Raw genomic sequence first — 24,059 nt, forward strand, 5'->3', positions numbered from 1 at the left:
CTGGAACGAACATCAGGCTCCAGGAGCAGTGGCGGGCGGTTGGCAGCGCCGCCAAAGAGGCCAGCCTGTTTGTGCGTGAAGGTCGGCCTGACGCCAAGCCCTTGCTTTGAGCAAAACCGCTGCTCATGCCGGGTCATGCCCGAAGGCGGTAATTGGGCGACACGCTCGAAGGAACTCGCTGAAATCTTGCCCGTTATGCTCTCGTCGAGATGAGGAGAGCTGCCATGGCCGACGACAAAACCAAGACCGACAGTCGCGACCGCTCACGAATGGCGGGCGGCGAGGACTACGAGGTACGTCACTTCGCCGAGGAAGCGGGCATCACCCCGGATCAGGCACGCACGCTGATCAAGCGCCACGGCACCGACCGCAAGGTGCTGAACGAAATCGCCGAAAGCATAAGAGCGTCGTAATGGCTGACAAGAAAACCGCAATGGCCGACCGCAAGACGCGCGATCCGGACGAAAAGGAGGCTCTGCACCTGGCCGAAACCACCGACGTTTCGCCGAAGCAGGCGAAGGATCTGATGCGCAAGCACGGCAAGGACAACCCGAAGGTCGAGAAGGAAGCCAAGAACTTCAAGGCCGAGGGCTAAGCCGCCGAGCCGATTGGACGCGCGGCATAGGGGCCGCAATCCTGCAGCTTATCGGTTTTCTAACAAATTCGGCCTATCCCTTCCGCTATCGCGGCTCAGGGATGCCATATGCGCGGGATATCTGGTGAGGCGAGGCCGTCGATAGACGACATACGGCATGTGAGGCTGATGTTTTGCCTGCTGGCCGCGGTCGTGATAGCGGCGGCGCTCCTCGCCTTTGCCACCTCCCTCCTGCAGGATCCCGATAGCTGGTGGCACATCAAGGTCGGCATGGATATGCTGGCAAGCCGCACATTCCCGACCGTCGACATTTATTCCTACACTTTTGCCGGCCAGCCATGGATCGCCAAGGAATGGCTTAGCCAGGTTCTCCTTGCAATTGCCTTTGAAGCCGGCGGCTGGAACGGCGTGGTGCTGCTGGCGACTGCAGTAATCGCGCTGACGGCCTTCTTGACGTCGTGGTATCTCAGCGCGTGGTTGAAGCCGACGCTGGCGATAGGACTGACGCTGGTGCTCGCGCTCGTGATCGGGCCAATCTATGTCGCCCGACCCCACATCTTTACCTTGCCCATTATCGTCGTCTGGACCGCCGGTCTTTTCCAGGCCGCACGCGACGGGAAAGCGCCGCCTTTATGGCTGCTGGCGCTGCTTTGCGTGTGGGCCAATCTCCACGCCACCTTCACCTTCGGTTTCGTCATCGCCGCCTTCGCCGGCCTCGATCTGCTTATGCGCACGCGCTTATCGAACCCCCGGCTGCTGGCCAAGTGGATTGCTTTCGGGCTGCTTTGCCCGCTGGTCAGCCTGCTCAACCCCTATGGCGTCAAGGCAATACTCGCCACATTCACCGTGGCCTATGGCAATGAGGCGGTGCCTTACATTGCGGAGTGGCAGCCATTCGACGCCTCGCGGCATACCCTCCAGGAGGTGATCCTGCTGGTGGCGTTTTTCGGGCTGGTCGTGTCGAGATTGCGCATTGGCTGGGCCAAGGCGCTGTTCCTTGTCTTCACGTTGCACGTCTATCTCACCCACATACGGTTCATGTACCTGTTCTTTCTTCTCGTGCCGGTGGTCCTTACCGTCGAGGTCGCGCAACAATATCCAGTGCTTTCAGCCGAGAAATGGGCGGCGGAAAAGCGCGACGGACTTGAACAATTTTTCGCACGGAAATTTTCCAGGATTTGCGCTGGACTTGCCGTTTTGCTGGTTTTGGCGGCTGCCGCCTTCACGACCTATCCGGTCGCGCCGAGCCAGAAGACCTCGGCGAGGGACGCACTGGCCTTCGCCCAAACCCATAATCTGTCGGGCAATCTGCTGAACTCCTACGATTTCGGCGGTACGCTGATTTTTCATGGCATCAGGACGTTTATTGACGGCCGCGCGGATCAGCTCTTCCTGAATGGCTTTACGGAAACGGATGAGCAGACTGGGCACAGCCGGGGCAAGCCGATCCTGAAAGCCCAACTCGACAAATATACGATAGGCTGGGCATTGTTGACCGCCGACGACAGCCGCATTCCGTTCTTCGACCAACTGGGCTGGAAGCGGGCCTATGCGGACGATTACGCGGTGATCTACACCCGCGCGGACTGAGCCCCGGCAGCTTCGCGCGCCGGTGCGCACCTCCCCCCTGAAGCTGTGGCCAGCGCCGAGGCGGCGAAATCCTTATGGGATTTTGATTTCTTTGCTCCGCGTCCCGTCTCGAACCTTTATGGCACTTTGATCCATATTCACAGGAGCGGTGTATCCAGCCGCCGATATGATGCGGCGACGGGTTTTGATAGTTTGTTAAAGTAAACAAACAAATACAACATAAGGAAAACGCGCGGTGGACATAGTTGTTGTCGCGACTGGAATCGCGTTTTTTGCTCTATGCTTCGGCTACATCAAAGCTTGCGACAAGCTGTAAGTTTAGGGGATCGTAACATGCTTTTCGACTATATCCTCGGCGGCGCCGTGACCTTGTTTCTTCTCGCCTACCTGACATACGCCCTCGTTCGCCCGGAACGCTTCTGATCTCCGCTGGCAAGGAGCCAACCCCATGACAATCAACGGATGGCTGCAGATCCTCGTCTATTGCGGGATCGTCGTTCTGCTGGCCAAGCCGCTCGGCGGCTACATGCATCGCGTTTTCAGCGGCGAGCGCACATTCCTGTCGTCAATTCTGGCCCCGCTCGAGCGCGGGCTCTACCGCATATCAGGGACCAGCGAGCGCGAGGAGCAGCATTGGACCTCCTATGCGGCGGCCCTGCTGTTCTTTAACCTGGCCGGCTTCCTGGTGCTCTATTCGCTGCAACGGCTGCAAGGCGGCCTGCCCTACAATCCGGCCGGCATGACCGCCGTCGAACCTGGGCTGGCCTTCAACACCGCCGCCAGCTTCATGACCAACACCAACTGGCAGAACTACGGCGGCGAAAGCACGATGTCCTATCTCGTGCAGATGGCCGGCTTGACCGTGCAGAATTTTCTGTCGGCGGCGACCGGGATCGCCATTGCGGTCGCACTGATCCGCGGCTTTGCCAGAGCCTCAGGCAAATCGATCGGCAATTTCTGGATCGATATGACCCGCTGCACGCTCTACCTGCTTTTGCCCTTTTGCATCGTGTTAACTCTGGTCTATGTCTATCTCGGCATGCCGCAGACGCTCGCTGCCTACGTCAACGCGACGACGCTCGAAGGCGCGCAACAGACTATCGCGGTCGGGCCGGTCGCTTCCCAGGTTGCCATCAAGATGCTCGGCACCAATGGCGGCGGTTTCTTCAACGCCAATGCAGCGCATCCCTTCGAAAATCCCGATGCAATCTCCAACCTGATCCAGATGGTGACGATCTTCGCCCTCGGCGCGGCGTTGACCAATGTCTTCGGCCGCATGGTAGGCAACCAGCGCCAGGGCTGGGCAATTCTGTCGGCTATGGGCGTGCTGTTCATCGCCGGCGTTGCCGTCTGCTACTGGGCGGAAGCCGCCGGCAATCCGCTCGTCCATGCGCTGGGCGTCGACGGCGGCAACATGGAGGGCAAGGAGAGCCGCTTCGGCATCGCCCTGTCGGCACTGTTTGCCGTCATCACCACGGCCGCATCCTGCGGCGCGGTCAACGCCATGCATGACAGCTTCACCGCACTCGGCGGCATGATCCCCATCATCAACATGCAGCTCGGCGAGGTCATTGTCGGCGGCGTCGGTGCCGGCTTCTACGGTATCCTGATGTTCATCGTCATTGCCGTTTTCGTCGCCGGGCTGATGGTCGGACGCACGCCCGAATATCTCGGCAAGAAGATCGAGGCCAAGGAGGTCAAGATGGCTATGCTGGCCGTGCTCTGCCTGCCGCTTGCAATGCTGATCTTCACCGCTGTCGCGGTGGTGCTGCCGACCGGCGTTGCTTCCATCGCCAATGCCGGCCCGCACGGCTTCTCCGAGATTCTCTATGCCTACACCTCGGCCGCGGCGAACAATGGCTCCGCCTTTGGCGGCCTCAGCGGCAACACGCCCTGGTACAACGTAACGCTCGGCATCGGCATGCTGATGGGCCGGTTCCTGGTCATTATTCCGGCGTTGGCGATTGCTGGCTCGCTGGTTGCGAAGAAGACCGTCCCTGCCTCCGCCGGCACCTTCCCGACCGACGGTCCGCTGTTCGTCGGGCTGCTGGCCGGTGTCATCCTGATCGTCGGCGGCCTGACCTTCTTCCCGGCCCTGGCGGTCGGACCGATCGTCGAGCACCTGGCGATGATTAACGGTCAGACATTCTGAAACGGCGATGCCCTGGTTCAACATCATACCTCGAAAGGTCCGGCATCGCCCCGAGCCGGAGGGGGAGAAAACGCCCCCTCCTTTCCCGACGCTGTCCACATTCCTCGCTATTGCGGCAGCCTTGATCATGATCTGGCTGCTGGCTTACGGGCCGCCGCACCTTCGTTCGGCACACGATCGACCGGTCAACAACATCGACACTGGAGCTACCAAATGAGCCCGTCGAAATCCGTGAGCATCATGGATACCCGCATTCTGTGGCCCGCTATCGGCGGTTCCTTCAGAAAACTGAACCCGCGCACCTTGATGCGAAACCCGGTGATGTTTGTCGTCGCCGTCGTCTCGGCGCTCACCACCGTGCTGTTCGTCAAGGATCTCGTTACCAGCGGCGGCGATCTTGGCTTCACGCTGCAGATCATCATCTGGTTGTGGTTCACCGTGCTCTTCGCCAATTTCGCCGAAGCGGTGGCCGAAGGCCGCGGCAAGGCGCAAGCTGACTCGCTGCGTCGGGCGCGAACCGAGACGCAGGCCAAGCTGTTGAACGGTGGCGACCGCAGCAAGTTCAAACTGGTGCCCGGCACCAGCCTGAAGGTCGGCGACATCGTCCTTGTCGAAGCCGGCGACATCATCCCCTCGGACGGCGAGGTGGTCGAAGGCGTGGCGTCGGTCAACGAGGCGGCCATCACCGGCGAATCCGCACCGGTCATCCGCGAATCCGGAGGCGATCGTTCGGCGGTGACCGGCGGCACGCAGGTCTTGTCCGACTGGATCCGCGTGCGCATCACTGCGGCTGCCGGTCATACGTTCCTCGACCGCATGATCTCGCTGGTCGAGGGCGCCGAGCGCCAGAAGACACCCAACGAGATCGCGCTCAACATCCTGCTCGTCGGCATGACGCTGATCTTCGTGCTGGCGACGGCGACGATCCCGAGCTTCGCCTCGTATTCGGGCGGCTATATCTCGGTGACCGTGCTGGTCGCCCTGTTCGTTACCCTGATCCCGACCACAATTGGCGCCCTGCTGTCGGCTATCGGCATTGCCGGCATGGACCGCCTGGTGCGCTTCAACGTGCTCGCCATGTCGGGCCGCGCCGTCGAGGCGGCCGGCGATGTCGACACGCTGCTGCTCGACAAGACCGGAACCATCACGCTGGGCAACCGTCAGGCGACGGCATTTCGTCCGGTCAAGGGCGTCACCGAACAGGAACTGGCCGACGCGGCTCAGCTTGCCTCGCTTGCCGACGAAACGCCGGAAGGCCGCTCGATCGTCGTCCTAGCGAAGGAAAAATACGCCATCCGCGCCCGCGACATGGCAAGCCTGCACGCGACTTTCGTGCCCTTCACCGCGCAAACCCGCATGAGCGGTGTCGATCTGGAAGGCTCCTCGGTCCGCAAGGGCGCAGTCGATGCGGTACTTGCCCACGTCAACCTCTCGACCGTTGCCACAGGCAGTACGCGCCCCGGCAGCGACACCGTCCGCGACCTTCAGGCGATCGCCGACGAGATCGCCAAATCGGGTGGCACTCCACTCGCGGTCGAGCGCGACGGGCGCCTGCTCGGCGTCGTCCATCTGAAGGACATCGTCAAGGGCGGCATCGCAGAACGCTTTGCCGAATTGCGCCGCATGGGCATCCGCACGGTGATGATCACCGGCGATAATCCGATGACCGCGGCGGCGATCGCGGCGGAAGCCGGCGTCGACGACTTCCTTGCCCAGGCGACGCCCGAGGACAAGTTGAAGCTGATCCGCGACGAGCAGGCCAAAGGCAAACTGGTCGCGATGTGCGGCGATGGCACCAACGATGCGCCGGCCCTTGCGCAGGCCGATGTCGGCGTTGCCATGAACACCGGCACGGTCGCGGCGCGCGAGGCCGGCAACATGGTCGATCTCGACAGCGATCCGACCAAGCTGATCGAGATCGTCGAAATCGGCAAGGCGCTGCTGATGACGCGTGGCTCGCTGACCACCTTCTCCATCGCCAACGACGTGGCCAAGTATTTTGCCATCATCCCGGCAATATTCGCCGTCTTCTACATCGCCCCGGGCCAGACCGCCGGGCCGCTGCAAGCGCTCAATGTCATGCATCTGGCGACGCCGCAGAGCGCTATCCTCTCGGCCATCATCTTCAACGCGCTGATCATCATTGCGCTGATCCCGCTGTCGCTGAGGGGCGTCAAATACCGCGCGGTCGGCGCCGGTGCGCTGCTCAGCCGCAATCTCATTGTCTATGGCCTTGGCGGCGTCGTAGTGCCCTTCGTCGGCATCAAGATGATCGACATGGCCATCACCGCTCTCGGTCTCGCCTAAGGAACCACGTCGATGCTCAATCAAATCAGGCCCGCGATCGTCATGATCGTCTTCTTCACCATTCTGACGGGTTTGGTCTATCCGATCGGCATGACCGGCATTGCCCAGGCGCTGTTTTCGCGCCAGGCCAATGGCAGCCTGATCGAGAAGGACGGCAAGCTCGTCGGTTCCGAGCTGATCGGCCAGGCTTTCGAAAGCGACCGCTACTTCCATGGCCGCCCGTCGGCTGCCGGCGACGGCTACAATGCCGCCGCCTCGGGCGGCTCGAATCTCGGCCCGACCAACCCGAAGCTCATCGACAGGATCAAGAGCGACGCCGAAAAGCTGAGAGCCGAAAACCCGAGCCAGCCGGTACCGATGAATCTGGTCACCACGTCCGGCAGCGGCCTCGATCCGCATATCAGCCCCGATGCGGCCTATTTTCAGGTTGCCAGGGTGGCCAAGGCCAGGGGCGTCGATGAATCCAGGATCAAATCGCTTGTCGACAGCCATGTCGAAGATCGCGAATTGGGATTCATCGGCGAGCCGGTAGTCAATGTGCTGGCCCTCAACCTTGCGCTGGACGATGCCATGAAACAGTGAAGGACCGGCGCCGGGATCGACACCGAAGCCGGCGCCGTTCATGATTGACCCGTATGCCAGACGACAGACGCACCGCCGAAACCAGGCCCTCTCCCGACGCGCTGCTCGAGCATGCCGAGCGGGAGGAGCGCGGCCGCCTGAGGATATTTCTCGGCGCCGCCCCCGGTGTCGGCAAGACCTACGAGATGCTGATGTCGGGCCGCGCCAGGCTGGCCGACGGGGTCGACGTGGTGATCGGCATCGTCGAGACGCACGGCCGCAAGGAAACCCAGACGCTGGTCGAAGGCTACGAGGTCATTCCTCGCCTTGAGATCGATTACAAGGGGCGGATCCTTGAGGAGATGAATCTCGACGCCATCCTCGCCCGGCACCCGGCGCTAGTTCTGGTCGACGAACTCGCCCACACGAACGTCGCCGGCAGCCGTCACCCCAAGCGCTATCTCGACGTCCAGGAAATCCTGACGCACGGCATCGATGTCTACACGACGCTGAATATCCAGCACGTCGAGAGCCTGAACGATGTCGTGGCGCAGATCACCCGCGTCAGGGTGCGGGAAACTGTCCCCGACTCCATAATCGACCAGGCCGACGACATCGAGATCATCGACCTCACCCCCGACGATCTGATCAAACGGCTTGAGGAAGGCAAGGTCTACATCCCCAGCACCGCCCAGCGTGCCATCGAGAACTATTTCTCGCCGGGCAATCTGACGGCGCTCCGGGAATTGGCGCTCCGCCGCACTGCCCAGCGGGTCGACGAGCAGTTGCTGACCCACATGCAGGCCCACGCGATACCCGGGCCTTGGGCGGCGGGGGAAAGGGTTCTCGTCTGCGTCGATGCGCGTCCGGGCGGGGCGGCCCGTGTACGTTATGCGCGGAGGTTGGCCGACCGGCTCCGCGCCCCTTGGACGGCGCTTCATGTCGATACCCCTCATTCATCTGCCATGCCCGAGGAGGACAAAGATCGGCTGGCGACGCAGCTGCGCCTTGCCGAGCAGCTCGGTGCCGAGGTGACGACCATTCCGGGTCAGAACGTCGCGCAAGACATCGTTCGGCATGCGACGGCGAACAACTTCACCCATATCGTGATCGGCAGGCCGACCCGATCGCGTTGGCGGGAATTGATCGAAGGCTCGCTCACTTACGATCTCATCCGCAATGCCGGCGACATCAGCGTCCATGTCATTTCGGGAAACGAACGCAACGCCGAGGCGACGTCGAGGACCGTCAAGGCGGCGGACGAGCAGTGGCAGTTCGAGATCTGGCCCTATCTCAGGGCCACGGCCTATGTTGTTGGCTCGCTCGCCTTCGCCGTCCTTCTCGACCAGTTTCTCGACGTCCGCAATCTGGCGATCATCTTTCTCATTGGGGTCCTGACGTCGGCGGTGACCGGCGGTCTCTGGCCGGCTTTGTATGCCTGCCTCATCAGCGCCATTGCCTTCAACTATTTCTTCCTAGAACCACGCTACACGCTGACGATCGAGGATCCGGAGAGCATCGTTGCGCTGGCTGTCTTCCTGGTTGTTGCGGTCATTGGCAGCAATCTAACAGCGCGCGTGCAGCGTCAGGCGGTCGCCGCGCGCTCGCGGGCACGCGCCACAGAAGATATTTATCTCTTCTCAAAGAAGCTCGCCGGCGCTGGGACGCTTGATGACGTTCTCTGGGCGACTGCCTTCCAGATCGCCTCGATGCTGAAGCTGCGCGTGGTGCTGCTTCTGCCGGAGAACGGCACAATTGCGGTCAAAGCCGGCTACCCACCCGACGACACGCTGGCCGAGGCCGACATCGCAGCAGCCCGCTGGGCCTGGGAGCATAACCGCGCCGCCGGGCGCGGCGCCGACACGCTGCCCGGAGCAAAACGCCTCTATCTACCCTTGCGAACCGGACGCACGGCGGTGGGCGTTGTCGGCCTCGACAACGACAAGCAAGGTCCGCTGCTGACACCCGAGCAGCAGCGTCTGCTCGATGCGCTCGCCGACCAGGCGGCGGTCGCCATCGAGCGCATCCAGCTCGTCGCCGATGTTGACCGGGCCAAGCTTGCCGCCGAGGCAGACCGTCTGCGCTCGGCCTTGCTCACCTCCATTTCCCACGATTTGAAAACGCCGCTTGCCGCCATCATGGGCGCGGCCGGAACACTCAGGGACTTCGAGGCCGCGCTTCCCGAGCAGGACCGGGCGGAACTGCTGTCGACCGTGCTCGATGAAGCGGAGAGGCTTAACCGCTTCATTGCCAATCTGCTCGATATGACCAAGATCGAATCCGGCACGATGGAGCCGAACTATGCGTTTCACTATCTCGGCGACATTGTCGGTTCAGCTCTGTATCGGGCCCGCAAAATCGTCGGCGAGCATAAGACCGAGATCGACATTCCATCGGATCTGCCGATGTTGCGGGTCGACCCCGTTCTGTTCGAACAGGTGCTGTTCAACCTCCTCGACAATGCTGCAAAATACGCGCCGCCAGGTTCGACGATCCGCCTGCAAGCCTGGGCCGACAACGGCTTCGTCATCCTGCAGATCATGGATGAGGGACCAGGCATTCCGCCAGCGGATCTAGAGCGCGTTTTCGACACTTTCTACCGTGTGCGCAAGGGTGACCAGGTGCGTGCCGGCACGGGGCTCGGCCTGTCGATTTGCCGCGGCTTCATCGAAGCGATGGGCGGGACGCTCTTGGCGGCAAACAGGTCCGACCGCTCGGGGGCGGTTTTCACGATCAAGATGCAACTGGTGCCGGCGGAACTGCCCAATCTCGGCGAACCCGAGACGGGCCATCAAAATATGGACGATCTGGCATGACGAGCCTGGACGTCAGGATATTGGTGGTCGACGATGAACCGCCGATCCGGAAACTGCTTCGCGTCGGGCTTGGCAGCCAAGGCTATGCGATCAGCGAGGCGCCGAACGCCAGGGCGGCGATTGAACTCATCGAGACGGAAAAGCCGGACCTTGTCCTGCTCGATCTCGGCCTCCCCGGCATGAGCGGCCATGATTTGCTGCGCAAATGGCGGGATGATGGCCTGGACATTCCCGTGGTTATTCTTTCCAGCCGCACTGATGAGGCCGGCATCGTGTCCGCCCTCGAACTCGGCGCCGACGACTATGTCACCAAGCCGTTCGGTATGAACGAGCTTGTCGCACGCATCCGCGTAGCGCTTCGCCACAAGTTTCAGCAGCAGGGTGAGAGACCGGTGTTCCAAACCGGCGACCTCTCCGTCGATCTGGTGAAGCGCATCGTCAAGGTCGAGGACAAGGAGATAAAGCTCTCGCCGAAGGAATACGACATTCTTCGCACCTTGGTGCAGCACGCCGGCAAGGTTCTCACCCACCAGTTCCTGCTGAAGCAGGTCTGGGGCGATTCCACCGACGTTCAATATCTCAGAGTCTACGTCCGGCAGATCAGGCAAAAGATCGAAAAAACGCCCGACCAGCCCCGCTATATCACGACCGAGACCGGCGTCGGATACCGGCTGCGCGAAGTCGATTGACGCGACGAGCATCCGAAGCCGAAATGCCTCTTCCAATCTGCTTCAAATCAGCGGCGGCCATGGCGTCGCCGGACAAAAGCCCTATATTAAGGGAAGGTTGGTTTTGTGCGGGAATGAACGAATGCCACGGCTTCGTCTATTGACGTTTTTAGGGTCGGCAATGCTGACCGCGGCGATGCTGTCGGGCGTAAATCCTGCTGCATCGGCACAGGTCGTCAGTCCCGCCGACCGCAACGTGTTGATCCAGCAGGACCAGTTGCAGATGTTGGAGAACAGGCTGCGGCGGCAGCAATACCAGCAGCAGCAACAGCAGTACCGTGCCCAGGATCGCCAAATCCCAACACCGCAACGGCAGGAGGTGCCGCAGATGAGGCCAACTTGCCAGTTGCTGCCGTCGGGGAGCGGCTTTGTCAGCACCTGCCGCTGACGACCGGCCCTTTCCATTTATTTAGCCGACTTATATATTGTGGAAACCGCTCCGCTTGCGCCCCATTGAAAGCGGCCGACTTTGCAACGCTGCCCTTGCCGTTTGGGCACCGCCTCGACTGGATTATCGAATGGCAGCCAGCAAGAAGAAGGTCGTACGCAAGGCAAGGGAGGGCGACCGGATTCGCCAGGTCGCGGCGATTCCCTTTCGGCTGAACGAGCATGGCGAAGTCGAGGTGATGCTGGTCACATCGCGAACGACGAGGCGCTTCATCGTGCCGAAGGGCTGGCCGATGAAGGGCAAGAGCGGCCGCAAGGCGGCCACCATCGAAGCACAGGAAGAAGCCGGCGTTCTCGGCAAGACACTGAAACAACCGGCCGGCACCTATTCCTACTGGAAGCGGCTGGCAAACCGCTTCGTCCGCGTCGACGTCGTCGTCTATTTGCTGGAAGTAACCGAGGAACTTGCCGACTGGCAAGAAGCCAAGAGACGGCAGCGGGCATGGCTGACGCCGACCGACGCGGCGTTGCTCATCGACGAGCCGGATCTTTCGACGCTGGTGAGAAACATCAAGATTGCCGAGCTGGAGCATAATCCCAAAAAGCAGAGTCCGGCGTTCGGAAAAGATCCCGCTCAATAGAAGATGGAGGCCTGCCCCGACTGTGTCGGGATGGAATTGGTTCCAGCGCCCGCCGCCGCCGTCTCTGAAACCGATGCCTCACTGACTGCCATCGTCTTCCTCGGGCAGAGGCCGCGCCGGCGTGCCGGTATAGGCCCACAGCCATTCGCGCGGCAGCGGCCCCTTGTTGCGGTCGCTTTCCTGCGACTGTTCCCACGCATGTGCGAGGATGCCGACCGAGCGCGACAGCACGAAAAGGCCGCGCGTCAGCGGCGGCGGAAAGCCGAGCTCGCCGTAGATGACGGCCGTGGCGCCGTCGATATTGAGGGGGATTTTTTTGCCCTTGCGCCGCGCCACCTCGGCCTCGATCGCCTCCGCGATGTCGGCGAAGCGCCCGCTGACGATGCCGCGCGCGGCAAAGTCGCGGGTTAGCTCGATGAGGCGGGGCGCCCGCGGGTCGACCGGATGGAAACGATGGCCGAGCCCGGGCACATAGCCGTTTTCCCCGGCAAGGAAACGATCGAGCCGCGCCGACACGGCGTCCGCAAGCGGCATGCCGGCGTCCAGTTCGGCAGCGATGTCTCCGTAGAAGGAAAGCGCCTGTTCGCCGGCGCCGCCATGCACATCGCCAAGCACGTTGACGGCTGATGCCATGGCGCTGTTGATGCCGACGCCGCAGGTGATCGCCATACGGGCGATGGCGATCGACGGCGCCTGCGGCCCATGGTCGACGGCAGCACCCAGCGCGATGCCAAGCAGCGCCGCCTGCTCCTCGCTTGGCAGTTCGCCGCGCAGCATCAGCCAGATCATTGCCGGAAAGCTGACGCGGCCGATCAGATCCTGGATTTCATAGCCGCGCAGCCGGATGACGCCGGGGCGCATCTCGATGATGCCGGTCTGCCACCATTCCTCGCCGCGTGCGCGACCAGTCTTGTTTTGCGTTCCGCTCATGCCTTCGCTCTTTTCCTGGCACGCGGCGGCAGGCCGGCAAAAACCTCGTCCATATGCTCGCCGAGCCCCGGCGGCGGCCTGCTCGGCAAAGGTGCCTCGCCATCGACCATGAAGCCGCCGCGCACCACGGTCAGCGGCCTGTCCATCCCGGACACTGCCGGGAAGCGCGCCGTCATGCCGCGCTCGATCACCTGTCGCTCCTGCAGTACCTGCGGGATTGTCAGCACCCGGCCTGCCGGCACGCCGGCGCGATTGAACGTCTCCTCCCAGGCGGCGGCAGAGCCGCTCGCCAGGGCGTCCTCGATCAGCGCCTTCAATGCGATCCGGTTCTGCTTGCGCGTTTCGCGCTCGGCAAAGCGGACATCCGAGGCCAGCTCCGGCCGGCCGATCAATCGGCAGAGCGCGATGAACTGCTCCTGCTTGTTGGCGGCGATGTTGAGCAAGCCGTCGCCGGTGCGAAACGCGCCAGACGGTGCGGCCGTCATGTTTTCATTGCCCATCGGCTGCGGCTCGATATCCGCCGTCAGATAGTTCGACACCGGCCAGCCGAGCGCAGAAAGCGTGCATTCGAGCATCGACACGTCCAGGAACGCGCCCTCGCCTGTCGTCTTCTGCTTGACCAATGCGGCGGTAATGGCGAACGCCCCGACCAGCCCGCCAAGCGTATCGGCGACGGGATAGCCGACACGCAGCGGCGCCGTTTCCGGTGTACCGGTGATGCTCATGATGCCGGAAAGACCCTGGATGATCTGGTCGTAGGCTGGATTGTCGCGCATCGGCCCGGTCTGGCCGAAGCCCGATATCGCACAATAGACAAGGCTTGGCCGGACCTCCTTCAGCCTGGCATGGCCAAGCCCCAGCCGGTCCATTACGCCGGGGCGGAAATTCTCGACCAGCGCGTCGGCCGAAGCGACCAGATCGAGGAAGCGTTCGCGGCCGGCCTCCTGCTTGAGATCGAGCGCCACCGAGCGTTTGCCGGCATTCTGCGCCAGGAACGAAGCGCCCATGCCCGCCCGGTTGAGCTCCGGCGAGGCGCCGAGCTGGCGCGCCAGATCACCGCCTTGCGGCGTCTCGACCTTGATGACGTCGGCCCCGAGCAACGCCAGCTGGTAGGCGCAATAGGGGCCGGCCAGCACATTGGTCAGGTCAAGGATGCGGATGCCGGAAAGCAGGTCTGTCATGACGTCACGAACAGCTCAGGCATCGCCCGGCACGTGCTCCGGTCCACGCATGCGTCTGTGCTCGATGTAGGCCCAGATATGCGGTCCAACCAGCCCGATGAAGGCCAGCGTCAGCAGCGTCAGCGACAGCGGATGCTTGTAGAACACCGTCCAATCGCCGTTGGAGATGGTCATCGCGCGGCGGAACTGCGTTTCGGCAAGCGGCCCGAGAATCATGCCGATGATGACGGGCGCGGTCGGAAAATCGAAACGCCGCATCAGGAAACCGGCGGCACCGAGCAGATAGAGGATGACGAGGTCGATCGGCGATTGCGAGATGCCGTAGGTGCCGACCGTGGCGAACACCAGGATGCCGGCATAGAGCTGCGGCGCCGGGATCTTCAGCAATCGCACCCAGAGCCCGATCAGCGGCAGGTTGAGGACGACGAGGATGACATTGGCGATGAACAGGCTGGCGATCAGCCCCCACACCAGGTCGGCCTGCGTCGTCAGCAGCAGCGGCCCCGGATTGATACCGTAGCTCTGGAACGCCGACAGCATGATCGCGGCCGTCGCCGAGGTCGGCAGGCCGAGCGTCAGCATCGGCACCAGCACGCCGGCCGCGGATGCATTGTTGGCCGCTTCCGGCCCGGCAACGCCCTCGATGGCGCCGACCGTGCCGAACTCCTCCTTGTGTCTGGAGAGTTTCTTCTCGATGGCATAGGAGAGGAAGGTCGGGATTTCGGCGCCGCCGGCCGGCATGGCGCCGATCGGGAAGCCGATCAGGGAGCCGCGCAGCCATGGCCTCCACGAGCGCGACCATTCAGCCGCGGTCATGTAGAGCGACCCTTTCAACGGCACGATGTCGTCCTTGCCGGCATAGCGGCGCGAGGCCATGTAAAGCGTCTCGCCAACGGCGAACAGGCCAACGGCGACGACGATGACGTCGACGCCGTCCAACAATTCGCTCATGCCGAAGGTGAAGCGCGGCTGCCCCGTCTGCAGGTCGACGCCAATCATGCCGACGACGAAGCCGACGAACAGGCTGGTCAGGCCGCGCACCGACGACGAGCCGAGCACCGCCGAAACCGTGATGAAGGCCAGCACCATCAGCGAGAAATATTCGGCCGGGCCGAAGGCCAGCGCGAATTTGACGACGATCGGCGCCAGGAAGGCAACGCCGATCGTGCCCAGCGTGCCGGCGACGAAGGAGCCGATCGCCGAGGTCGCCAGGGCCGCACCGCCACGGCCGGAGCGGGCCATCCGGTTGCCTTCCAGCGCGGTGACGATGGTGGCGCTTTCGCCAGGCGTGTTGAGCAGGATCGATGTCGTCGAGCCGCCATACATGGCGCCGTAGTAGATGCCGGCAAACAGGATGAAGGATGCCTCCGGCGCCACCTGATAGGTGATCGGCAACAGCAGCGCGATGGTCAGTGCCGGCCCGAGGCCGGGCAGCACGCCGATGGCAGTCCCCAGCGTGGTGCCGACCAGGCACCATATGAGATTGATCGGCGAGAAGGCGACCGAAAATCCGTGCGCGAGATGGCCAAGCGTTTCCATGGCGTCAGCCCCTCAGCATGGCAACGATCGAATCGACGGTCGCGTTCAGCTGGTTTTCGATGAAGCCGGCACCGATATTGACGCCAAGCGCCCTGGCAAAGCCGAAATAGGCGGCCAGCGCCAGGATCAGCCCGAGCAGCACGTCACGCAGCGGACGCCGGCTGCCGAAACCGTGGCAGATGAGAACGAACATGATGACAGATGCCGCGGTAAAGCCGAGCGGCTGGATCAGCACCAGGTTGGCGATCAGTCCGAGGGCGGCGATGCCCATCGCCTTCCAGTCGGTCGGCGTCTCCTTTTCGTCCTCCGGCTGCCAGCCGCCCCGCAAGGCGGCAATGATGAGCAGCAGCGACAGGATCACCATCCCGGTCATGGTGATGTAGGGAAAGACGGTCGGACCGACCTTGGAATAGAGCGGCGACACCGGGATTGCCAGCGTCTGCCAGGCAACCGCACCGGCACAGGCGAGGAGCCCGACGCCGATCAGCAGTTCGGGTACTGCAAGGCGCGGCGGCGCCGGCTGATCGCTGGTGCTCATCATCGTCCTCCCAATGTCGGTCCCTTGGGGCCGGTTCTCCTTGGACCGGTCTCACTCGGCCGATCTCGGCGTAGTTTCACCTCCTGCGCCGCGTATGTCCATGCGGCTAGCGAAAGTCGGCAAGGGTTGGCGCAGGCTGCCACCCCTTGCCGAGAGCATCACGCTAGACCGAGGTCCTTGAGGATCGTCCCGATGCGGGCCGTGTCTTCGGCGACGAATTTCGCATAATCGTCACCGGTGAGCAGGATCTGCGTCCAGTTGCGGTTCTTGCATTCGGTGGCCCAGGCGTCGCTCTTGGCCATGGTCTCGATCAGCTTGATCATTGCTGCCTTGTCGGCGTCCGAGACGCCGGGCGGTGCGAAGACGCCACGCCAGTTGAACAGCTCGACATCTATGCCGGCTTCCTTCATCGTCGGCGCATCGATTCCCTCCTGGCGTTTATCCGCGGAGATGGCCAGCAGCCGCAGCGCACCCGCCTTGACCTGTTCGGCGAACTCACCATAGCCGGAGATGCCGGCCGCGACCTGGTTGCCGAGCAGCGCCGAGAGCGCCTCGCCACCGCCGGCAAACGGCACATAGGAGAGATTGGTGGCCGGAACACCGACGGTCTTGGCGATGAGGCCGAACAAGATGTGGTCCGAGCCGCCGGCCGAACCGCCGGCAACGGGAACCTGCGTCGGGTCGGCCTTGAGGGCAGCAACGAAGTCGGCCGCAGTCTTGAACGGCGAGGCGGCCGGCACCACCAGCGCCTCGAACTCGCCGGTGAGGCGGGCGATCGGCGTGACCTCGGTAAGGTTGTTGGCCGCCTTGTTGGCGATAATGGCGCCGACCATGACCATGCCGGCCACCATCAGTGCATTGCCCTTGCCGTTCCACTGGTTGACGAACTGCGGCAGGCCGACGGTGCCGCCGGCGCCGCCAACATTGGTAATCTGCGAGCCGGAGATCAGCTTTTCGCTGCGCAGCACCTGGTCCATGGCGCGCGCCGTCTGGTCCCAACCGCCGCCCGGCGCCGCCGGCACGAAGATCTGCAGCTGCGGTGCGTCCTGCGCGAAAGCGGGGATAAAATGCGATGCCGCGAGCCCGGCAGCACCTGCCGCCGCGGTGCTCATCAAGAATCGGCGTCTGTTCAGCATGGGATTCCTCCAAATCGCGACACCTCCTCCGGTGCCTGCCAGAAACGTGGCCTGACTTCAGACCCGCTCGATAAAATTCATGCAGAGTTTGCGTCCTCCTGTCAAAGACAGAACACTTCGCATGCGGCACAATCGGCCTGCGCGATTTTCAGGCTGGCGAACCGGACGCCCGAAGACGACGTGGCAGGCAGTGCCAAACAGCATCCGTCAGGGTTGCCGCTCCAGCAGGATGGTCGGCTTGCCTTGGTAGACGGTTCGCAGCACTTCGCCATAACCGCATTTTGCCGCGACGTTCAGCGAGCCGGTGTTTTCCGGATCGATGATGCAGACGGTCTTCGCGGCTGCAAATGCCTCATCGCCCCAGGCAAGCACCCGTGCGACGACTTCGCTGGCCAACCCGTGGCCATGCACGCCTGAAACCAGAGCCCATCCGGCCTCCGGAATGCCCTCGATCGACGGCGTCATGTCGCGTTTCAGGTCGTGGAAGCCGGCCTCGCCGATGAAGCGGCTGGTCGCCTTTTCCTCGACCGCCCAGAAGCCGTAGCCCAGAAGCGACCACAGGCCGGCATGGCGCAGGAAACGCATCCAGCTTTCCTCCCGCGTGCGCGGCTTGCCGCCGATAAAGCGGGTGACGACGGGATCGGCCCACATCGCGACATAGGCGTCGAAATCGTCAAGCCGGTGCGGCCGCAGGACCGTGCGCGAGGTCTCAATCACTGGGGCGACAATTGTATGCGGACTGGCCATGGTCATGTCTCGGTTGTGTTGCCGGTGCCTAATGCAGGTCTTCCAAAAGCGGGGACAGCGACACGCCCGAGACGGGAAATCCAAATCCGTTGCGAAAAACAAGAGCCAAGGCTGTGTAGATCATCTTCCAGGCTGATGTGAATCCTGCCAGGCGGTGTTAGTTTTTCTTCAGTACTGGTTCAGGCGCGTTGGCTTTCGGCGCTGCCGTCCGACAGAGGGAAAACAGCATGGACACCACCGACCTTGTGCTTGCCATCTTCCATCATCTGCTGGTGTTTTCGCTGGCAGGCATCATCGGCGCCGAGTTCGTCCTGATCCGCAGCGACTTGTCCGCCGCGACGCTGAAGCGGCTTGTCGGCATCGATCGCCACTACGGCATCATCGCCATGCTGATCATCGTCGCCGGCATCGGCCGCGTCATCTATGGTCTCAAGGGCTGGGAATTCTACGTCTACAACTGGATGTTCTGGGCAAAGATGGCCGCTTTCGCAATTGTCGGCCTGTTGTCGATTATCCCGACCGTCCGATTCCTGTCCTGGAACAGGCAGGCGAGCGCCAGTCCCGGCTTCCAGGTGCCTGCGGCGGAGCTAGCGTCCGTTCGCACCTATATCCGCACCGCGGCCTTCATCTTCCTCTTGATCCCGGTGTTCGCGGCGGCGATGGCGCGCGGCTACGGTTATTAAGATAGGTCGGAGGAAGGGCATCGCGCGGCCCAACCTTTCCACTCATTTGTGCGGACAAACGTGCAGTTTGCCATTCGAGGCCGATTGTCATTTGTCGGGTTGCGCTAGTTATTGCTCCATCTACATTCGGTTTTGAGAGGAACTCCGCGCAGCGGTTGGTAATTCGTATCCTGGGAGGAATCACGATGAGAAAATTCGTCGCCGCGCTGGCTGTCGCTGCGGCCGCCATGCTTTACCCACCGGCCGCTGGCGCGCAGACCTACCCCGAACGCACCATCACCATTGTCGTGCCGTTTTCGGCCGGCGGCCCTACTGACACCGTCACGCGTCTTGTCGCGGAAGCCATGTCGAAGGACCTCGGCCAGCAGGTCATCGTCGAGAATGTCGGCGGCGCCGGCGGCACATTGGGCGCGGGCCGCGTCGCAAATGCCGAGCCTGACGGCTACACGCTGCTCCTCCATCACATCGGCATGGCGACAAGTGCTACGCTCTACAGAAAGCTCGCCTACGACACGCTGAACGCATTCGAATATGTCGGCCTCGTCACCGAGGTGCCGATGACCATCGTCGGCCGCAAGGACCTCGAGCCGACCGATCTGAAGGGGCTGGTCGACTACGCCAAGGCCAACAAGGACAGCATCACCGTTGCCAATGCCGGGATCGGTGCCGCCTCGCATCTGTGCGGCATGCTGTTTATGAGCGCCATCGGCACGCCGCTGGTCACCGTACCCTATAAGGGCACCGGCCCGGCCATGACCGATCTTCTCGGCGGCCAGGTCGACATCATGTGCGACCAGACGACCAATACCACCAAGCAGATCCAGGGCGGCACGATCAAGGCTTATGCCGTAACCTCGCCGCAACGGCTAGACGTGCTGCCGGACGTGCCGACGACGATAGAGGCCGGTCTTCCCCAGGTGCAGGTCGGCATCTGGCACGGCATCTATGCACCCAAGGGCACGCCGGCCGAGATCACCGAACGCCTGTCGAAATCTCTGCAGGTGGCGCTGAAGGACCAGAACGTCGTCGCCAGATTTGCCGAACTCGGCACCAAGCCGTCGCCCGAGGCCGATGCCACGCCGGCCGCGCTCAAGGCCAAGCTGGAAAGTGAGATTGCGCGCTGGAAGCCGATCATCGAAGCGGCCGGCCAGTACGCCGACTAAAGGTTTTAACGGGGCGCCGCCAGCGCCCCGTTTTTACACCGGCATCGGCACGCCCGTGAGGCGGGCCGGGAGGACGCCATGAAACCTTTCGCAATCGACAGAACCAACGGCATATGCGCCGCGCTGTTGATCTTTATTGGCGCCTTTTTCGCGCTGCAGTCGCTGGGCCTCGAAATCGGCACCGCCTTTCGCATGGGGCCGGGCTATTTCCCGCTGGTGCTGGCAATTGTGCTGATCTTGCTTGGCGCCGCCATCCTCGTCCAAGCGGTGCGTTTCGAGAGCGAGCCGATCGGTTACATTGCGTGGCGCGGCATGCTGTTCATCCTGCCTGCTCCGATCTTCTTCGGCCTGACGGTGCGCGGCCTCGGCTTCATCCCGTCGATCTTCCTGACGGCGCTGATCGCATCTTTCGGTAGCGGCCGTATGAAGCCGCTGACTGCACTCGTGCTGTCAGCCGGCCTGGCGCTGTTCGCATTCGTCGTCTTCAGCTACGCACTCGGCCTGCCGTTTCGGCGTTTCGGCCCGTGGTTGCCACTGTCGTTGTGAGGAGATGAAATGGAACTCCTCAACAACCTCGCACTCGGCTTTTCGACAGCCACATCTTTGGCAAACCTCGGTTTCTGCCTGATCGGCGTCCTTCTCGGCACGCTGATTGGCGTCCTGCCCGGCATCGGTGCCACCGCAACCATCGCCATGCTGTTGCCGATCACCTTCCAGATCGGCGACCCGGTTTCCTCTCTCATCATGCTCGCCGGTATCTATTACGGCGCGCAGTATGGCGGCTCGACCACCGCCATTCTCATCAACATGCCCGGCGAATCCTCGTCGGCCGTCACCGCAATCGATGGCTATCAGATGGCCAGGAACGGCCGCGCCGGAGCAGCCCTGGCGACCGCGGCGATAGGCTCGTTCTTTGCCGGCACGGTGTCGACCTTCCTCGTCGCCATCTTCGCCCCACCGCTGACTGCGATAGCGCTGAGATTCGGCGCGCCCGAGTATTTTTCGCTGATGATCGTCGGCCTGGTCTCGTCCGTCGCGCTCGCCCACGGCTCGATCGTCAAGGCACTGGCCATGGTCGTGCTCGGCCTGCTGCTGGGACTTGTCGGCACCGATATTTACACTGGTACGCCCCGCTTCACGCTCGGCATCCGCGAATATGCCGACGGGCTGAATTTCGTCGCAGTGGCGGTCGGTGTCTTCGGCGTCGCCGAGATACTGCGCAACCTCGAAAACGAGCATGAGCGTTCCGTGCTGATCCGAAAGATCTCCGGCCTTATGCCGACCCGCGAAGATTTTCGGCGCATGGCGGCTCCCATCGTGCGCGGAACGATCATCGGTTCGGCGCTCGGCATCCTGCCGGGAGGCGGCGCGATCCTTGCCGCCTTTGCCTCCTACACCGTCGAAAAACGTGTCTCGAAAAATCCCGGGGAATTCGGCAAGGGCGCCATCGAAGGCGTCGCCGGACCGGAATCGGCCAACAATGCCGGCGCCCAAACCTCCTTCATCCCGATGCTGACGCTCGGCATTCCGGCCAACCCGGTAATGGCGCTGATGATCGGCGCGATGATCATCCAGGGCATCGTGCCCGGCCCCAATGTCGCCATCGAACAGCCTGCACTGTTTTGGGGTATCATCACCTCGATGTGGGTCGGCAATCTGATGCTGATCATCTTGAACCTGCCGCTGATCGGGCTTTGGGTGAAACTTCTTACCATCCCCTACTATGTGCTCTTCCCGATCATCATGGCGTTCTGCTCGATCGGCGTTTACAGCGTCAACACCAACGTCTACGACCTCTATGCCGTCGCCTTCTTCGGCTTGCTTGGCTACCTCCTGACCAAGCTGCGCTGCGAACCTGCGCCGCTGCTGCTCGGCTTCGTGCTCGGCCCGCTGCTCGAGGAAAACCTACGCCGCGCCATGATCCTCTCGCGCGGCGATCCGAGCACCTTCGTGACGCGGCCGATCAGCGCCAGCCTGCTCCTCATCGCGCTTGCCGTGCTCGTCATCGTGTTTCTCCCCGCGGTCAGGAAGAAGCGCGAGGAGGTGTTCGTCGAGGAGAGTTCCTGAATGTGGACGGCGCCACATACGAGGAACTTCAGAGTCACTTGCCGGGCACTGACTCAGTAGCCGCTTCTACTGGCCCGAGCGGCGCGATCTCGACCAGCGGTGCAGGCACGCTGGTCGTCTTTTCCTTGGCCTTGCAGATATCGGCGATGACGCAGGCCGGGCAATCCGGCTTGCGCGCCTTGCAGACATAGCGGCCGTGCAGGATCAGCCAATGATGCGCGTGCCGCATATATTCATCCGGAATGATCTTCAGGAAACCTTGCTCGACCTGTTCCGGCGTCTTGCCCGGCGCCAGGCCGAGCCTGTTACCGATGCGGAAGATGTGCGTGTCGACCGCCATCGTATGCTGGCCGAATGCCACGTTGAGCACGACGTTGGCGGTCTTGCGGCCGACACCCGGCAGCTCGACCAGTTGATCGCGATCCTCAGGCACCTCGCCGCCATGGTCGCGGATCAGCGCCTCCGACAGCGCGATGACGTTCTTGGCCTTGTTGCGCCATAGCCCGATGGTGCGGATATGGTCGCCGAGCTTGGCCTCGCCTAGCGCCAGCATCTTTTGCGGCGTGTCGGCGATTTTGAACAGCGCCCGCGTCGCCTTGTTGACGCCGGCGTCCGTCGCCTGAGCCGAAAGCACCACCGCCACCAACAGCGTGAAGGCGTTGATATGTTCGAGCTCGCCCCTCGGTTCCGGCCGCTGAACGGAAAAGCGCCGGAAAATCTCATGCACCTCGGCCGCGCTGTAAAGCGCCCGCGATCTCGCCGGCCGCGGACGCGGCTTGACGTTCGAGCCGTCGCGGCGGCCGGGCAACAGGTCTTTTTTTAGCGCAGAAGAGTTTTTGGGCTTGGGGCTTGTCATTGCCTTCCTATAATATTCCCCAATGAGCGACACAAACGCCTCTTTTCAGGCCGACGAGCCATTTTTCCAGGCGCTGCTGACACCGCACCGGTCGCTGGGCAAGACCGGCTTTGCCATCCTGATGGGCGCCCTGCTGTTCGGCTGGCTGGTGACCGGAGCTTTTTTTCTGTCGCGCGGCGCCTGGCCGGTGTTCGGCTTCTTCGGCCTCGACGTGATCGCCGTCTACATCGCCTTCCGCGCCAATTATCGTGCCGCCCGGGCTCGCGAGGAGGTATCGGTGTCGCGCACCAGCCTCGACATCCGCAAGACTGCCCCGTCAGGCAAATCGGAAGCACACCGCTTCAATCCGTTCTGGGCGCGCTTTTCGATCGCCCGCCACGCCGAGATCGGCATCACCAGAATGGCGGTCGAGGCGCAAGGAAAAACCGTCTCGATCGGCGGCTTCCTCAACCCTGCCGACCGCGAAAGTTTTGCCACCGCATTTTCGCGCGCTCTGGCGACCGCCAAGGCGCGCTGAGCCAGCGTTTCAGAACCGATAGCGCAACAGCCTGCCGATCTTGCGCAATGCTGGAATGTATTTCCAAAGGCGAACGAACAGTTTCGCGAACCAGCGCATGCGAGCGGCATGTTCCGGCTTATAGGCAGGGATGTCCTCGACGAACCGCAGCTTCGGAACGGCTCGCTCCAATTCATGCGGGTTCTCGATGCTCCAGTGGACCTCGGCGCCGGTGGCGCGGAAGGAGGAATTGAGGCGAATGATCTTCAGTCCCAGGCGACTATAGGCATCGAAAACCAGTTCGCCGCTCGAAAGATGTCCCACCAAACGAGAAAACAGTTGCTGCCCCTCCTCGGCACCCAGGTAGGGAGTCAGGCCTTCCGCCACGACTATGGCCGGGCGATCCCGAGGTACTTTGTTCAGCCATCCAGGTTCGGTGACCGACGAAGCGATCAGATGGTAGTGATCCCGCACTGGATAGAGCTTGCGCCTGAGATCGATGACTTCGGGATAGTCGACGTCGAACCAGTCCACGCCGGCTGGCGGGTCGATACGGAATATGCGCGTATCGAGCCCACACCCGAGATGCAGTACGATGGCGTCAGGATTTCGGGCGAGAAAGTCCTGAACGCAGACGTCCAGCGTCTTTGCCCTGATTGCTAGACCGACGCCGAGATTGTTGTCGACCTTGAGCCGTGAGAAATCATAGTCGATGTTGCGCACCGCCTCGTCGGCAAAGTAGTCCCTGAGCAGCGAATTGGGCAGCCGGCTCTCCAGCGCCTTGCCGTAAAGTGTCAAAAGCAAAGTCTCCTTTGCCCCGGTCAGGTTTACTTTTTCACCAGCCACGACCGTCCTCCCCATTCAAAGCCCAGCTCTATCTGGGTACATGCCGCGGGAAAGCAAGTTTCGGGTGGTGATCGGCGCCGCGAAGGACGATATTCGCACT

At 62.5% G+C, this 24,059-nt stretch carries 24 protein-coding genes; 16 read left to right on the forward strand and 8 right to left on the reverse strand.

All coding sequences use genetic code 11. The features are described 5' to 3' along the window. The first annotated feature begins 224 nt into the window (after positions 1–224). From NKJ23_RS00120 to NKJ23_RS00170, 11 genes are all read left to right on the forward strand, one after another. Positions 225–413 (forward strand): DUF3606 domain-containing protein, encoded by a 189-nt coding sequence (locus NKJ23_RS00120; RefSeq protein WP_023675302.1) that lies wholly within the window; start codon positions 225–227, stop codon positions 411–413. Continuing rightward, a complete protein-coding gene (locus tag NKJ23_RS00125; RefSeq protein ID WP_352677561.1) occupies positions 413–595 on the forward strand; it encodes a hypothetical protein in 183 nt (60 codons plus the stop codon). The genes NKJ23_RS00120 and NKJ23_RS00125 overlap by 1 nt, the downstream gene beginning before the upstream one ends. 108 nt (positions 596–703) lie before the next feature. Next, positions 704–2,185 carry a hypothetical protein gene (locus NKJ23_RS00130; RefSeq protein ID WP_352677563.1) on the forward strand — a complete coding sequence of 494 codons (1,482 nt, stop codon included), beginning with the start codon at positions 704–706 and terminating at the stop codon, positions 2,183–2,185. A gap of 333 nt (positions 2,186–2,518) precedes the next feature. Next, positions 2,519–2,608 (forward strand): K(+)-transporting ATPase subunit F, encoded by a 90-nt coding sequence (locus NKJ23_RS00135; protein WP_023675300.1) that lies wholly within the window; start codon positions 2,519–2,521, stop codon positions 2,606–2,608. 25 nt (positions 2,609–2,633) lie between these two features. After that, positions 2,634–4,337, forward strand: coding sequence for a potassium-transporting ATPase subunit KdpA (gene kdpA / locus NKJ23_RS00140; RefSeq protein ID WP_352677565.1), 1,704 nt, complete (start codon positions 2,634–2,636; stop codon positions 4,335–4,337). A 213-nt stretch (positions 4,338–4,550) separates the two neighbouring features. After that, on the forward strand, positions 4,551–6,644 hold the full coding sequence (gene kdpB, locus NKJ23_RS00145) for a potassium-transporting ATPase subunit KdpB (protein WP_352465925.1): 2,094 nt from the start codon (positions 4,551–4,553) through the stop codon (positions 6,642–6,644). A 12-nt stretch (positions 6,645–6,656) separates the two neighbouring features. After that, positions 6,657–7,226: a potassium-transporting ATPase subunit KdpC gene (kdpC, locus tag NKJ23_RS00150; RefSeq protein WP_352502664.1), complete on the forward strand. Its 570-nt coding sequence runs from the start codon at positions 6,657–6,659 to the stop codon at positions 7,224–7,226. Positions 7,227–7,279: 53 nt separating this feature from the next. Then, on the forward strand, positions 7,280–10,021 hold the full coding sequence (locus NKJ23_RS00155) for a DUF4118 domain-containing protein (protein ID WP_352677567.1): 2,742 nt from the start codon (positions 7,280–7,282) through the stop codon (positions 10,019–10,021). Beyond that, positions 10,018–10,710: a response regulator transcription factor gene (locus NKJ23_RS00160; protein WP_352677569.1), complete on the forward strand. Its 693-nt coding sequence runs from the start codon at positions 10,018–10,020 to the stop codon at positions 10,708–10,710. The genes NKJ23_RS00155 and NKJ23_RS00160 overlap by 4 nt, the downstream gene beginning before the upstream one ends. A 160-nt stretch (positions 10,711–10,870) precedes the next feature. Then, positions 10,871–11,137, forward strand: coding sequence for a hypothetical protein (locus NKJ23_RS00165; protein ID WP_352677571.1), 267 nt, complete (start codon positions 10,871–10,873; stop codon positions 11,135–11,137). Between the two features lie 130 nt (positions 11,138–11,267). Beyond that, positions 11,268–11,777, forward strand: a complete 510-nt coding sequence (locus NKJ23_RS00170) for an NUDIX hydrolase (protein ID WP_352677573.1) — start codon at positions 11,268–11,270, stop codon at positions 11,775–11,777. A 78-nt stretch (positions 11,778–11,855) separates the two neighbouring features. Here the strand turns inward: NKJ23_RS00170 and NKJ23_RS00175 are convergent, their stop codons facing one another. The 6 genes from NKJ23_RS00175 to NKJ23_RS00200 all read right to left on the reverse strand — a co-directional run bounded on the left by NKJ23_RS00175 (position 11,856) and on the right by NKJ23_RS00200 (position 17,848). Continuing rightward, positions 11,856–12,707 (reverse strand): citryl-CoA lyase, encoded by an 852-nt coding sequence (locus tag NKJ23_RS00175; RefSeq protein ID WP_352453998.1) that lies wholly within the window; start codon positions 12,705–12,707, stop codon positions 11,856–11,858. Further along, the gene (locus tag NKJ23_RS00180; protein WP_352677575.1) at positions 12,704–13,888 is read right to left on the reverse strand and encodes a CaiB/BaiF CoA transferase family protein; all 1,185 of its coding nucleotides are present in this window, start codon (positions 13,886–13,888) and stop codon (positions 12,704–12,706) included. The genes NKJ23_RS00175 and NKJ23_RS00180 overlap by 4 nt, the downstream gene beginning before the upstream one ends. A gap of 15 nt (positions 13,889–13,903) precedes the next feature. Beyond that, positions 13,904–15,427, reverse strand: coding sequence for a tripartite tricarboxylate transporter permease (locus NKJ23_RS00185; RefSeq protein ID WP_352565610.1), 1,524 nt, complete (start codon positions 15,425–15,427; stop codon positions 13,904–13,906). A gap of 4 nt (positions 15,428–15,431) precedes the next feature. Then, positions 15,432–15,965 carry a tripartite tricarboxylate transporter TctB family protein gene (locus NKJ23_RS00190; RefSeq protein ID WP_352576249.1) on the reverse strand — a complete coding sequence of 178 codons (534 nt, stop codon included), beginning with the start codon at positions 15,963–15,965 and terminating at the stop codon, positions 15,432–15,434. 158 nt (positions 15,966–16,123) lie between these two features. Further along, positions 16,124–17,101 carry a Bug family tripartite tricarboxylate transporter substrate binding protein gene (locus NKJ23_RS00195; protein ID WP_352568212.1) on the reverse strand — a complete coding sequence of 326 codons (978 nt, stop codon included), beginning with the start codon at positions 17,099–17,101 and terminating at the stop codon, positions 16,124–16,126. 207 nt (positions 17,102–17,308) lie between these two features. Next, a complete protein-coding gene (locus NKJ23_RS00200; protein WP_352677577.1) occupies positions 17,309–17,848 on the reverse strand; it encodes a GNAT family N-acetyltransferase in 540 nt (179 codons plus the stop codon). A gap of 227 nt (positions 17,849–18,075) precedes the next feature. On the opposite strand from NKJ23_RS00200, the gene NKJ23_RS00205 reads away from it, so the two are divergent. From NKJ23_RS00205 to NKJ23_RS00220, 4 genes are all read left to right on the forward strand, one after another. Next, the gene (locus NKJ23_RS00205; RefSeq protein ID WP_352677579.1) at positions 18,076–18,531 is read left to right on the forward strand and encodes a DUF2214 family protein; all 456 of its coding nucleotides are present in this window, start codon (positions 18,076–18,078) and stop codon (positions 18,529–18,531) included. A 185-nt stretch (positions 18,532–18,716) separates the two neighbouring features. Beyond that, positions 18,717–19,694, forward strand: a complete 978-nt coding sequence (locus tag NKJ23_RS00210; RefSeq protein ID WP_352453992.1) for a tripartite tricarboxylate transporter substrate-binding protein — start codon at positions 18,717–18,719, stop codon at positions 19,692–19,694. Between the two features lie 78 nt (positions 19,695–19,772). After that, on the forward strand, positions 19,773–20,240 hold the full coding sequence (locus NKJ23_RS00215) for a tripartite tricarboxylate transporter TctB family protein (protein WP_352677580.1): 468 nt from the start codon (positions 19,773–19,775) through the stop codon (positions 20,238–20,240). A 9-nt stretch (positions 20,241–20,249) separates the two neighbouring features. Then, on the forward strand, positions 20,250–21,761 hold the full coding sequence (locus NKJ23_RS00220) for a tripartite tricarboxylate transporter permease (protein ID WP_352677581.1): 1,512 nt from the start codon (positions 20,250–20,252) through the stop codon (positions 21,759–21,761). Between the two features lie 34 nt (positions 21,762–21,795). Here the strand turns inward: NKJ23_RS00220 and nth are convergent, their stop codons facing one another. Then, positions 21,796–22,617, reverse strand: a complete 822-nt coding sequence (gene nth, locus NKJ23_RS00225) for an endonuclease III (RefSeq protein WP_023675282.1) — start codon at positions 22,615–22,617, stop codon at positions 21,796–21,798. Between the two features lie 22 nt (positions 22,618–22,639). Between nth and NKJ23_RS00230 the strand changes: the two genes are divergently transcribed. Further along, a complete protein-coding gene (locus NKJ23_RS00230; RefSeq protein ID WP_352677582.1) occupies positions 22,640–23,134 on the forward strand; it encodes a DUF2244 domain-containing protein in 495 nt (164 codons plus the stop codon). 9 nt (positions 23,135–23,143) lie between these two features. Here NKJ23_RS00230 and NKJ23_RS00235 read toward each other — a convergent pair whose 3' ends face one another. Beyond that, entirely contained in the window at positions 23,144–23,959 is an 816-nt protein-coding gene (locus NKJ23_RS00235) for a class I SAM-dependent methyltransferase (RefSeq protein ID WP_023675280.1), read from the reverse strand. Positions 23,960–24,059 lie beyond the last annotated feature (100 nt).

Origin of the sequence: Mesorhizobium sp. M0184 (assembly GCF_040322215.1) — a bacterium.
In the GTDB taxonomy this organism is placed as follows: Bacteria; Pseudomonadota; Alphaproteobacteria; order Rhizobiales; family Rhizobiaceae; genus Mesorhizobium.